We start from the raw sequence: 13,773 nt of genomic DNA on the forward strand, positions 1-13,773 counted from the left end.
TATCAACTGACATGAAAGAAGGGAAAGACGAATGAAAAAGAAGATTACCAAAAATGCCGTAATGTTGGCACTTACTACAGGTCTTGTATGCAGCAGCCTTGTGCCGGCATCACTAACACACCATGCTTATGCAAAGCCATCTTCAGGCATTGAACAAGTGCTGTCAAACCTTACTCCAGCCCAGCGTGAAGCATTGAATAAATTGCAAACAAGCGACCAGTCGGGTTTGCAGTTAGCGCCTGAAGTGAACTTGGAAAGCGAAGATAAAGTTTCCGTTATTGTTGAATTTAAGGACAAGCCTGCCAAGACAGCAGTGGTAGAAGAAGCGGCAAAAGGCAAAACCCTGTCGCTGGCAGAAGCAAAGCAAAAGGCAGAGGCTGCTCATGTGACGTTCAAGAAAGACTTGCAAGACATTTATAAAGACGAAGTGAAAAAGAAAAAAGATTTCTATAAGATTAAAAAGACGTATAAGCATTCTCTTAACGGGGTATCCATGGATATTCCCGCCAATAAAGTGAAAGCATTATTACAGTCCAAGGCAGTCAAAGCCGTATGGAGCAATGATACCGTTCAAGTCGAGCCTCCAGTGGAGCAGCAAGCTTCAGAAAAAACGGCGGAGGCTAAACGATTGACATTCCCAGGTGTGGATCAATTGCACCAGGAAGGAATTACAGGTAAAGGGGTCAAGATAGGGGTAATCGATACAGGAATTGATTATAACCACCCGGATTTAAAAGATGCGTATAAAGGCGGTTATGATTTTGTTGATAATGATAATGACCCAATGGAAACAACATATGATGATTGGAAAAAGTCGGGATATGCAGAAATCAATCCTTTGACCGGTGCTACTTATTACACTCAACATGGAACCCATGTTGCCGGCATTATTGCGGGACAGGGTGAAAATAAAACCGATTATGCGGTGACAGGAGTTGCGCCGGATGCGGATATTTATGCGTATCGTGTATTAGGACAATATGGTTCCGGTACAACAGAAGCCATTTTAGCTGCAATCGATAGAGCTGTGGCAGACGGAATGGATGTCATCAATCTTTCTTTGGGAATGTCCTACAATGATCCTCTCTATATCACAAGTATGGCATTAAATAATGCGGTGCTGGCGGGAGTAACATCGGTTGTTGCTGCTGGAAACAGCGGTGACAGTATGTATACACTAGGGTCTCCGGGTACAGCTGCCTTAGCGATTACAGTAGGGGCGAGCGATACATCAGAAACCATTGCAACGTCCACAGGTACATTGGAAGGTGTTTCCGCAGATTTAAAGCTGATGGCCAAGGGCTTGGATGATAAAGTAGAAGAGTTAAAGGGTCAGAGTCTTCCAATTGTTTACGTTGGGTATGGGTATCCTACTAGCTATAACAATAATGATGTAAACGGAAAGGTTGTTCTTGTAGATAGAGGAATGACCACATTGGATGCTAAGATCAAAGAAGCAAAAAAAAACGGAGCAAAAGCAGTATTGATGGTGAATAACGTTTCGGAAGAAGGCTTTATCCCATCCTATTTAGGAGAAGGATACTCCTATATTCCTACATTTTCTCTATCCTCTGAACAAGGAGCAGCATTGAAACAAAAAGCAACGGGCACTGCGTCATTCTCATTTGATGAAATTGGCCAAGTGACTACAGAAGGAAACAAGCTTGCTTCCTTTAGTTCACGCGGACCGGCTCGTACGACATACGATATTAAGCCGGAAGTAACAGCACCGGGCGTATCCGTCTTCTCTACCGTACCTTCGTATATGCATGGGGCAAATCAAATCGGAAACTATCAATATGCATATGAAAGACTGTCAGGAACATCAATGGCAAGCCCGAATGTGGCAGGGGTAGCAGCATTATTATTACAGGCGAACCCAGATTTTACACCGGAACAAGTGAAGCAAGTACTGATGAACACTGCAGATCCGTTAAACGGTGAATACAGCGTATATGAAGCGGGTGCAGGTGTGGTGGATCCTTACGAAGCGATTCATTCTCAAACCCGAATTGAAGTAGTCGATGAAACACAAGGAACGATTGATAAAAAAGGAAATTACAAGATGGTAAAAGATAAAACGGGGGCAATCAGCTTTGGAACCTTTGCACCGAATGGTACCCATTTGTCAGATCAGCGTTCACTTGTAATCTACAACAATAGTAAACAAGCAAAAACATTTGATGTGAAAGCTGAATTTCAGACGCTGGAAGGACGATTCCAAAACGATTTTCGAACTTCAAACGATGCAGATGCTAACGGAGTTCAAATTTCAACAGATAAGACTGTAAAAGTGAGTGGAAATGCACGGAAGAAAACGAATGTATTCATTACCATTCCAAAAACAGCGGCGCTGGGAACGTATGAAGGCTATATTACGTATAAAAACCAGGCAAATCCGGAAGAAACATACCAGGTGCCATTTGCTATCCGCACAACTGAAGAGGGAATTGAATCAGTAGACATGGTCAAAAAGGCAATGACAACGACTCTCGATTATCGATATCCCGGGATGGTAACGTCTTCTGATGCCTTAATGAGATTAAAGTCTCATATGCGTACGGTCGATGTGTTTTTAATAGATGGAAAAACAAACAAAGAAATGGGCTTCGTCGGAACTCTTGATGGAATATTAATGAATGAAAAGGTAAACCTTGGTTTTAAACAAGTTTTTAATGGACTGTACTATCCGTTTACAGCCAATGCAGAAAATCCAATCGCTTACAACCAGCAGCTGGCAAAGGAAGGGTCCTACAGATTGAAATTTGTAGGGACGAATGATGCAGGAAAAACTTTCTCTAAAGAAACGCCTATTTATATTGAAAGCATCGCTCCAAAAATCGATATTGATTTGAAATCAGATGTATATGAATATAAGCCGGAAGAAAAAACAGTTAGAGTGACCGGTTCTATTTTTGATAAAGAAATTGAGGAAATGAAAGCGGCAGGATTTAATTTTATCCAGGGAAATAACAAAATGTATTATCAAGACATGCTTGGAGGCCGACCTGTAGAGATTCCTGTGAACGAAGATGGAACTTTCTCTGCCGACATTCCAATCAATCAAACGAGGCCAATGCAGCTTTGGTTTTACGGTACAGATGCTGCGACAAATAAAACATGGAAAGAAAGCAGAATGATCTACTTTATCCGTGAAGGCGAGCCGCATGCTAATATGCAGTCTGAAAAAACAGCGGCAAATATGGGAGAGACAGCTCAAACTACATTTACTCTAAATAATGTAAACAATGTAAAAGAAGCTGTGTATTCGGTAAAGTATAATGCTGATCTTGCAGAACCGATTGTAAAGCCGCACAGCAGTGTCAGCAATTCTGTTGATGTGAAAGTAGAGGACGAAGCAGAAGAATACGGAACTAACAGAATTATGACAATTACAGCAACAACTAAGGAAGGAGTGCCAGGATTATCCGGAGACCTCTCACTAGTGGATGTAGAGTTTAAGATGAAGGATCACAATTATTCGGCAGCACCTCTATTTTGGCCTGGGTATATGACTGCCTCTTACACAGATGAGAGTAATGTAAATAAGGAAGCATTGAGTGCAAATCCAATGATCTTTGTTACGCCGACATATTCATTAGCTCGCGGACCTGTTGCTGCAGAGGCATTTATGATGCCTGATGGAACACCAAGACCGAATGATTATATGAAGGCTGGTGTCATAGTAAAGGCAACGGGTGCTGACGGCAAGGTGTATAATGGAAAATTCATCTCTGACTCGGTCACAGGTTATGAAATTCCATATTTACCGTTAAAGGATGAAGAATTCCAATTGGAGCTTAACATACCTGGCCATTTTACAGTGCACTATAAATTTACGATCGGATTCAATGATGGAGGAAAAGTAACTCACCAAAATAAATACCTGACATACAAACCGGCAATAGGCGGAGATGTCAATAAAGATGATGTTATTGATGTAATGGATGCCGTATACATCCAAACGTATTGGGGAACAAATAAACGCGAAGCAGATATTAACTATGACGGCACTGTAAATGCTAAGGATATGGCATTTGTAGAAAACAACTACTTCATGCAAAATCCAACAGTAGATGATGCGCCAAAAGCGAAGAAAAGCTATAAAGGGCAAACGTTAGACAGTATTTTGAAAGAGCTGAATGTGCAATAAGGAAGTAAAAAGTAATAAATTTAAACACATCCACTGTTTTTATGGTGGATGTGTTTTTTATAGGGACGAGGGGACAGGTCCACTGTCCCGGTTGGTCACTTTTCTTGGGACATAGAACCTGTCCCTTTGTCTTTAGGTCCTGTCCCTTTGTCCTTCACATAATGTTCGAAAAAGAGAAATCGGCTGTTTCAAAGGCCATTGTTCAAGAGAATAAATGTTTTCGAATCTTTTGTGGTTTATATTCGTACATTAGAAAGTGTGAGGAAGCGGGGTGATGATATTGACAAAAACGAGAAAAATGATGACGGGCATTACATCAACGGCACTTATGCTTGGTCTTTCCGGCTGTGGTTCAGAGTCTCAGGAAATTCCTCCTCCGCCTGAGGATTCGAGCTGCACTGATTGGGAGTGGGATGAGGATGATGGAGTATGGGAATGTGATGACAGCCGTTCCAGTTATTATAGACATTATTATTATGGAGGCCAATATTTTAAAAACAAAGCAGCTTTGTACAAAAGCAAGGATTTTCTAAACTATAAAAGTAGCTCGTCTTTTAAAGGGGGAAGCAATTCTGAATCGGAGCAGAAAAGTTCTGGATTTGGAAGTGGCAAAAAGAGCTACGGAGGATAAGGCACAGGGTAAAGAATTGATTGAAAGGGAGTATGTTTATGAACTTATATGTAAATTTTGCTTCGTATTTAGGAGTAGTGCTGCTTCTTTTGGCTGCCGGAATTGTACTGTTTATGATCAGTACACCAAAATTGAAGGAACTTAGCTTAATTGCCGAAAAGAATGTTTCGGCAGCATTGGTGCTTGGAGGGAAGATCATTGGTCTGGCCATTGTTTTGGGGGCGGCAGCTGAATATTCCATCTCACTTTTTGACATGGTTATATGGGGAATAATCGGCATCGTTTCGCAGGTAATCGTATTCATTTTGGCAGAAGTTATCACTATTCGTTTCAGTATCCATAAGGCAATCGAAGATGATAACCGTGCTGTAGGTGTCATGCTGTTTTCCTTATCATTGGCAATCGGCTGGGTCGTCGCAAAGTGCCTATCTTATTAAGAAAGCTGGTTAATAGATGAAAAAGCTGACGTATTATATCGACAAAGGGAAAGGTGAATACGAACCCTTCTATGAGTATTCTGCTCAATCTGTGGGAATTGATGAATTATATGCGAGGCAGCTATGCACTTATTTTATCATGAGAGGCCAGCAGTACGAGCTTATTTCCAGCGAGATGGAAGGTGAAGAGGATATCCTCGTCCTTAAAGACATAGGGAGAAATCCAAACGTGCTGGACGAAAATTTTTTCCGCGGAAAAGGGCTGAGTATCGAGATTCGCAGATACCGTGAAATGGAGAATTATAAACTGCTTTCCATTATCCCCTGCCAAACTCATTTTGATATCATTCGCTATCTCCTTAAAGATATTGTTGATATTCCCGGCCTTGGACAAAAGCAAGTGACCTCTACGGAAATCGACGAGGATAGGGGAGTATATGTACTATATATCAAGGATATTGGAGAGGAGGAATAGTGGATAAAAATGCCTACCATGAAAAAAGAAAAAGATTTTACCGCAAAATTAATCATTTCTGGGCCGATCTATATGGGGAAGAATATGCGCTATATGATATTGCCTATATAGAAAGGTCCAAGCTAGAACGTATCCGGACTGTCAGCGAAAGAATTGGCAAAATATTTTTTAAAGTGTGCAGCCTACTCCGGGAAGTACCAGATCGGACACTGATTGAAATGGGATTTCCGAAAGAAACGCTATCGTTCCTCAGACTGAAAGACATCTCCCCAGAAAGTGTTATCGCCCGGCTTGATCTAATGCCGGCGGGAGATGGTTATAAATGCATCGAAATTAATGCTGATACCCCAACATTTATTAAAGAGCTTTTCCTTGTGAATGGTGAGGTGTGCAATGAATTTGCAGCAGAAGACCCAAACGAGGGAATGGAACGTCTGCTGAGTGAAGAAGTTCGTGGGAGTATTGAACAGTATGTACAGAAATTAAATTTGCAAACACCCCATGTTGTCTTTACTGCCCATGAAGATAACCTGGAAGACCGGGAAACAGTCCGATATATTCAGAAGCTTTCCGGTTTGGCTTCTGATTTTATCCCTCTACATAAGCTGCAGATTCAAAGAGGAATTGGGCTTTTTGATGAAAAAGGCACCAAAATTGATATATTGTACCGCCAGACTTTTCCGATTGAAAATTTGATTTCCGACGAGGATGCAGATGGAAACAGGATTGGTTTATGGCTCCTGGAACTGGTCGAGGCGGAAAAGCTTGCGATTATAAATCCCCCATCCGCATTTTTGCTGCAAAACAAAGCGGTACAGGCGGTTATTTGGGGATTGCACATGGAGGAGCATCCGTTTTTTACAAAGGAAGAGCATTTATGGATTGAGGAATCCTTCCTTCCGACCTATCTTGAGCCTGATTTTTTTATTATGTCAGGGCTGCCATATGTCAAAAAGCCTGCATTTGGAAGAGAAGGTGATACCGTCGAAATATATAATCAGGAAGGTTTCCTTACCCATGCTGACGACCAGAAATCCTATGCTGAATATCTGCCAGTTTACCAGCAATTTGTAGAGCACCCAGCTGCCCATTTCAATAGTGAAAAGGGAAAACAGAAGGGCAAACTTTTATTGGGAAGCTTCCTGCTTAACGGCAAACCGTCAGCTGCAGGATATAGAATAGGAGGAGCGATTACAAATAATCTCTCCTATTATTTGCCGTTCGGGATTAAAAAAGGGGGGTGAAAAAATGTGGATTCTACATAAAATTTTTTTGAAAATGACGAAAATAAGTATACTGCAAGCATTGTCTCTTGCACTTTTCCTAATTGTCTTCAGCAGCATTACGATGAGGGCAGCCGAGCCTGAAACATTTCCGCGCTTTATTGATGCCCTGTGGTGGACGATGACAACACTTGTCACAGTAGGGTATGGTGACTATTTTCCGGAAAGCGATTTTGGGCGCATCTTCACCATGCTGCTTCTTTACACATTTGGCATTGGTGCAATGGGTATTATCATAGGGAAAGTCTTTGAAAGCTTCAGCATGTACCGGAAATGGAAGGAGGAAGGAAGATTGACTTATTCGGGAAAAGGGCATTACATACTAATTGGTGCATCAAAAGAAAAATTGGAAAATGTGTTGGAGGAGATCCTTCACAGCAAGCAAAAATGTGATGTTGTCATTGTTGACCATTCTGAAAGAACACCCATGGAGCATGAGAGGGTCCATTTTGTCAGCGGAAATCCAGCTGAAGAGGAAGTGTTAATGAAAGCCAATATCCTTGAAGCAAAATCAGTTGCCATTTTTTCGGATGCCCGAAATGACCATGCTGAATACTCCGATGGAAAAACACTTCTCATCGCTTCCAGGGTCGAACATATCTCAAAGAAATATGAGAAAAGCATCTACACCATAGTTGAAATTAAAAAAGATAAGCACGTTTCCTTGTTTGAACACGCAAACGTTGATGAATTAATCCTTTCAAATGATTCTATCTCCCGTCTCATGGCTCATGCCGCCATCAATCACGGTTCAAGCAAGCTTTTTAATCAGATGCTGAGCAGCTCTGAAGGGGAAAACCTCTATGAAATTAAGGCTAAACCACATTGGAGCACATACAGGGATGCAGCGATGGAACTTTTTGAAATAGGCGCCACCTTGATTTCAGACGGCAGTTCTCTTGACTTAGCCCGCCGCCATCATGAAATAATTCCCGAATCGGCGAAATTGTTTGTCATTTGTGATGAGACTACATATCAAAAAATTATTTCATAAAGGTTTTATTGGCGCTAGTCCTATTTGAAGCTTGAAAGATTTTACGAATCTTTCAAGCTTTTTACTTGTAAAAGGATGATCATAAATCTTTGCAGTAAAGGCACTTATGTGCATGTTACGCCCTGCATTGGAAAAACGTTATTGAACGAATCTCAAGTTAAGTCGAATACGCTCATATAAAAAATTATCAAATGCTGCGTCCATATCCAAGCCGTCTAGAATTCACTCTCAATATCCTAATCTATTAAGTGATTAGCATAGGATACAATTATTAGTTATTATATTTTTATTCTTACAATCAAATTTCAGATTTTAAGGGAAAGAGATGCAGCCACAGCTAAATTTATTTAAGTCTAATTTCAGATTTCCTGCCCTGGATCTTTAAAAATCATTGATTCTGTCCCATTGTGGACAGAGTTTTCTTTTTTAATATGGACAAATTCGGATTATATAAAAACACATACCCCTAAAAATTGTTAAAATTGGCTGGTTTTTTATTGGTAAGTGGAATAATATTTCTCCCACATTGTAAATACTAACCAATATTTAATGCAGAGGAGTAAAAAATGAACCTAAAAAAACCAGCACTGCCGTCCAAGGAACAAACAATATCAAAGGACATTTGCTCAAATTTAAAACTCATAAAAAAAGCCATGCATGACACAGATGAAATAAAGGAAAGAACTATAAATATTCAGAAACAAAAGCTGGTGATTGTTTACATGGATTCCATGGTCGATAAACAAACACTGGAGACTAATGTAATTGAACCGATTATTAAAGCACATTCAGAACAAACTTTTAGTGAAAATGGTTTGCAAATCCCTATCATGTCATTAATAAAATCAGCTGAAGTTAAATGTTCCGCTAAAATACCTGAAATCGTAAATGGGCTGCGTACAGGTGCCAGTATTCTATTAATTGAAAATGAGGAAACAACAATTATTGCATCAGTACCAACTACTGAGGATCGTTCAATACAAGAACCTGAAAATGAAAAAATTGTTAAAGGTCCTCGAGATGGTTTTACGGAAAGTTTGAATAAAAACATATACCTTTTACAAAAGAGAAACAAATACGAAAACCTGGTGGCTAAGAATTTTGAAGTCGGAGAAAAGTCGAAAACAAAAATTTCTCTACTGTACATGGATGACTTGGTGGAAAGGGATGTCCTATTCGAGGTAATAGATAGAATACAAAAAATCAAAGTGGAAAGAGTGCAGTCTTCAGGAGAATTGGAAGAATTAATCGAAGATCGAAGCTTTACCATTTTCCCTCAAGTGTTAACAACAGAAAGGCCTGACCGTGCAAGTTCCTATTTATTAGAAGGTAAAGTGATTATTATTGTAGATGGAAATCCTCAGATTTTAGTATTGTCAATCACATTTTTCAGCTTTTATCAATCTCCTGATGATTACAACAACCGCTGGCTAATAGGATCCTTCTTTCGTTTGATTAGATTGCTGAGTTTTCTTATTGCCATCAGCTTGCCAGCAATGTATATTTCAGTGGTTTCCTTTCATTCGGAAATACTTCCTATTGGCTTGCTTTATGCACTTAGAGTCCAAACAGAGTTTATTCCATTAACACCGTTTCTTGAAGCTATTATCATGCAAATTATTTTGGAATTATTGAAAGAAGCGGCTATACGGCTTCCTGCTCCAATCGCTCAAACAATTGGAATTGTGGGGGGACTGGTGATTGGTACAGCAATCGTTGAAGCGGGGCTTGTTTCAAATGTCATGATTGTTGTGGTTGCATTAACGGCAATAGCTTCATTTGTTGCACCTGTTAATCAAATGGGAACTGGAGTAAGAATGCTGGCTTTTCCGATTATGATAATGGCAAATCTATTTGGGTTTTTAGGGATCACAGTAGCCTTAACCACATTATTGATACATCTATGTAAATTGGAATCCTTTAAGACACCTTATATGTATCCAATTGCTCCTCTGAATATTAAAGGGATCAAGGATGCATTTATAAGACCTAAGAAGAAAGCCCAATTATAATGGATTTTCCGTATCTTAGGTACACAATCTGTTTATAAACAAGAAGAAAATGAATGAGGGCTGTGGGTTATGGGTTCAAAACTTGGTTTAACAAAAACGCAAATATTTTTTTTGGTTGTTCAAACACAAGTAGGCTTTGGAATGCTCAATTTGCCTAATAAACTGCAAGAAACCTCTAAAAATGATGGCTGGCTGTCCATTATATTGGCAGGGTTATGTATTCAGTGCATATTAATATTCTATTGGCTTCTATTAAAACGTTTTCCTAATTACAAATATTATGAAATTACACGTTATATTTTTGGAAGATATTTAGGAACACTTTGTAATTTGGCTACTTATATTTATTTAATATTGACGTCAGCCTTCGTACTGTTAGTATCTGCAAAGCTGATTCATGAGATCCTATTGAATCGGACACCTTATTGGGTGATAGGCTTATTATTGTTTACAATGTGTATGTACCTCAGTAACAGCAGTATTCAGGTTCTGACTAGAGTCCTCACTGTTCTTTCTGCTTTAATTTTATTTTTTATCATTCTGTCGTTTTTAACTTATACACTGCATATGGATGTCAACAATATTTTGCCGATTGGGAGATCAGGGCTAAAAAACATTATTTTAGGTGTAAAAGAATCATTTATTTCTTTATACGGATTTGAAATCATCTTGTTTTTATATCCGTTAGCAGCTGAGAAAAAGAAGGCGTTCTTAAAAAATATAACATACACAAATGTATTCGTTATAGGAATAACCGTTTACTTTACAATCCTTTCTATGCTGATTTTTAACAATAATCTAATAGCGCAAATAAAAGTTCCTGTCGTTTACTTGTTTAGGCCTTTACAGTTTATGACAACAGACCGGATTGACCAGCTGTTCTTTTCTGTATGGGCTATTCCGATGGTATTATCCGTTTCCGTGTATATTTTTTTTGCAAGCAAATTTCTGAAATCCATAAGTAAACTTAAGTCGCGCCCCATCTTATTAACTGGGATTTTGGCTTTCTTTTTATTTTTGCTGTCGGAAAAATCCGATGTCATGCTTGGTTATTATGCTAATATCATTGAATTATTTAGTTACTTAACCATTTTTATTATCCCAATAACACTGCTTCTAACATCCTTAGTCTTTAGGAAAAAGGAAAAGGAGGAGAAGATTTGAAAGCCTTCCATCTGGGTGTTGCGTTATTAGTCATTATGTTGTTATTAACAGGCTGCTGGAATCAAAGTCACTTAAGAGATAAAGTGATTATAAATGGGATTACTTTTGATGCTTTGGAAGAGGATCCTGATATTATTCAAACGAATGTTCGAGCTTTAAATATACAAAGCAGCGGTGGCGGTAAGTTCAATATTAAAGACGAAATGCTTACTTCTGAAGGAAAAAATGTAAATGAAACTGACATCAAATTAACAAATGAACTTTTTGGCGAAATGGATATCAGCAAAGCTTTTGTTGTTGTCATTGGAGAGGAATTAGCGAAATCAAAGGGGATTTTGCCAATTTTGAACCCAATTGCTAGGTCTAGTTATGGCTATATTTCATCAAAAGTGATGATTGCTGAAGGTAGAGGAATGGATATCTTATCCATACAAATGGATTATAGCCCAATCGCTTTTAGAATATTAAATATGTTCCGATATGCAGAGGAAAGAACTCACATACCAAATGAAACGGCTTTTTCGATATGGAACAAGGTTACGGATAAAGAACAGGATGCCCTCATTCCATTAGTAAGGAAGTCAGGTCCCAATCTGATTGAAATCTCAGGTACTGCTCTTTTTAATGGGGATAATTATACCGGCTATTCTTTATCAACTGAACAATCCACTTTACTTTTACTAATGCTGGACCGTTTTAATCTTGATAATGCTTTAAATATTGATAATGAAGAAACGAAACCTTTTGGCATAATAATTGAGAGTATCCAACATGAGGAAAAACTAAGGATGATTGAAGGTAAAGATGGTGGAGAATTTGATGTTAATATTAAAGTGTACGCAGAATTAAATCACTATGAAGGCAGTTTATCTGAAAAGGATTTAGAGAAATTAAACAAAATAGCTTCTGATTACCTGAATGAAAAATCAGATGCAGTCACGAAAATATTAAAGGAAGCTAATAGTGATGTGTTAGGTATCCAAAAAAAAGTTGCATCTCAATACCCTGAATATATGAAAAATAAAGATTGGAAAGACATTTACAATCAGATTCAAATTAAACCAGATTTTAGTGTGCAGATAATGAGTTCGCCAAATTTAAAATAACCCGTAATAATAAAGTGTATAATTGAAAATGTAGAGTGATAAAAGAGAATTATGAATTAAGGGAGAGGGGCTGGACGATATTTTAAATCTGGGCATGAAGGAAAACGTAAATTCCTTCTCGGTAAAAACTGAAAATTCTGTTATTGTTGTTGCCATTCCACTCTCTTAAGGGAATCCATTAACAAGGACAAGGTGAATAACTCATGAATGTTGCTCTATTTCAAGAAATCCTAGCATATATGCAATTGAAAAAGTGGAATAAAACACAGCTTTCAAAGAAATCCGGTATTCATATTAGCGAGATTAGCCGGATACTGAATAATAAACAGCCGCTTTCCCTGCAAAATCTAGATGCCATTACAAATGCTTTCGGCTTATCTGAAGGTTCACTCTATACATACTATGTTGAAGAATGTTTAAACGAAGGAAATCGCATTGATAAGCGCAGAAGTATACAGTTCTTGTATAAGTGTGCAGCAGAAGGACGTAAAAAGCATTATAGTAATTTGATAAATTTAATGCTGGAAGAAAATTCAAAAACATTAAGAAAGAAAAATTTATTATACATCTTTTCTGTAGCCGAAGAGCTTTTTCAAGCAGGAAAAGGAGAGCATGCGCTACCGCTCTATGAAGTAATTATTGAAAATGATTCCGATCGCTTTTCTGAAAATGTTGCAATCAGCTATTTTAGGAGATTTTATATTGTAAGAATGACAGACATAGGCCAGCATGCTCTGGCTCATGTTTTAGATCAATTGGCATATATGCCAATTGATATCAGGAAAGAAGCATACCTGTGGATCATGGCGGATTACTATCGGCGTGAAGATTGGGAGAAGGTGCTGTTTTACGCCGAAAAATTAAAACAATTGGCAGCAGAGGACAAGTATTACGGACGGGCTCTCATGTATAAGAGTTTTGCTTTGACAAGATTGGGCGCGTCTCTTGAGGAAGTATTAGACCTTATTGCGGAATACGCTCATGTAAACGAATTTTTTTCAGATATAGCTGTTGGAAATCGCTATGTTGCACTATTGGATTTTGGTCAGTTAGAATATGTGGATGAATATCTTTCCTGGCTGGAAACTAGGGACGATATATATGCAGGTCTGCCGAGAATATTGGAGTCATATGTCCGATTAAATCGATTGGAGGATGCAAAAAGATTAATAGAAAGATTCAAAGATGTTATCGAAGATATGGCTATAAGCAAGGAACCATGGCTAAAAGAAAAGATGTACTGGGATTTTCGCTACGCCCATGCTTTGCTTCAATGTAAATGCAATCAAGTTGAAAAAGGTTTGATGGATCTATTAGAAGTGGCAGCAACATCAAACAAAATAGGTAATATAGAGAGGTTTAAAAAATGTCTGTTAGCCTTTTGGCATTACAGATTTTATGCTGATGCTCACCATGAAGAGGAATATACCCAATTATTAAGTGCTAATCTTGTTGATGTTAAGTAGAGAACTGCAAAAAAGCTTTCTAGTATTAATTTATAGGTCTTAATAAAAAGCC

The 13,773-nt window shown here is 38.4% G+C and carries 10 protein-coding genes; all 10 read left to right on the forward strand.

What is annotated here, in order from left to right; genetic code table 11:
* The first annotated feature begins 31 nt into the window (after window positions 1–31).
* A complete protein-coding gene (locus tag ACXAD1_RS02090; RefSeq protein WP_474909307.1) occupies window positions 32–4,153 on the forward strand; it encodes a S8 family serine peptidase in 4,122 nt (1,373 codons plus the stop codon).
* Window positions 4,154–4,427: 274 nt separating this feature from the next.
* Window positions 4,428–4,784, forward strand: a complete 357-nt coding sequence (locus tag ACXAD1_RS02095; RefSeq protein ID WP_474909308.1) for an aminotransferase yhxA — start codon at window positions 4,428–4,430, stop codon at window positions 4,782–4,784.
* A 38-nt stretch (window positions 4,785–4,822) separates the two neighbouring features.
* Window positions 4,823–5,221, forward strand: coding sequence for a DUF350 domain-containing protein (locus tag ACXAD1_RS02100; protein ID WP_474909309.1), 399 nt, complete (start codon window positions 4,823–4,825; stop codon window positions 5,219–5,221).
* Between the two features lie 16 nt (window positions 5,222–5,237).
* Window positions 5,238–5,696: an RNA helicase gene (locus tag ACXAD1_RS02105; RefSeq protein ID WP_474909310.1), complete on the forward strand. Its 459-nt coding sequence runs from the start codon at window positions 5,238–5,240 to the stop codon at window positions 5,694–5,696.
* Entirely contained in the window at window positions 5,696–6,940 is a 1,245-nt protein-coding gene (locus tag ACXAD1_RS02110) for a glutathionylspermidine synthase family protein (RefSeq protein WP_474909311.1), read from the forward strand. Before ACXAD1_RS02105 ends, ACXAD1_RS02110 begins: the two co-directional genes overlap by 1 nt.
* A 4-nt stretch (window positions 6,941–6,944) precedes the next feature.
* Entirely contained in the window at window positions 6,945–7,973 is a 1,029-nt protein-coding gene (locus ACXAD1_RS02115) for an ion channel (protein WP_474909312.1), read from the forward strand.
* 566 nt (window positions 7,974–8,539) lie between these two features.
* A complete protein-coding gene (locus tag ACXAD1_RS02120; protein ID WP_474909313.1) occupies window positions 8,540–9,985 on the forward strand; it encodes a spore germination protein in 1,446 nt (481 codons plus the stop codon).
* Window positions 9,986–10,054: 69 nt separating this feature from the next.
* Window positions 10,055–11,149, forward strand: coding sequence for a GerAB/ArcD/ProY family transporter (locus ACXAD1_RS02125; RefSeq protein WP_474909314.1), 1,095 nt, complete (start codon window positions 10,055–10,057; stop codon window positions 11,147–11,149).
* The gene (locus tag ACXAD1_RS02130; protein ID WP_474909315.1) at window positions 11,146–12,255 is read left to right on the forward strand and encodes a Ger(x)C family spore germination protein; all 1,110 of its coding nucleotides are present in this window, start codon (window positions 11,146–11,148) and stop codon (window positions 12,253–12,255) included. Before ACXAD1_RS02125 ends, ACXAD1_RS02130 begins: the two co-directional genes overlap by 4 nt.
* A 203-nt stretch (window positions 12,256–12,458) precedes the next feature.
* A complete protein-coding gene (locus ACXAD1_RS02135; protein WP_474909316.1) occupies window positions 12,459–13,721 on the forward strand; it encodes a helix-turn-helix domain-containing protein in 1,263 nt (420 codons plus the stop codon).
* Window positions 13,722–13,773 lie beyond the last annotated feature (52 nt).

The organism is Cytobacillus sp. ABV4_503 (genome assembly GCF_056158445.1).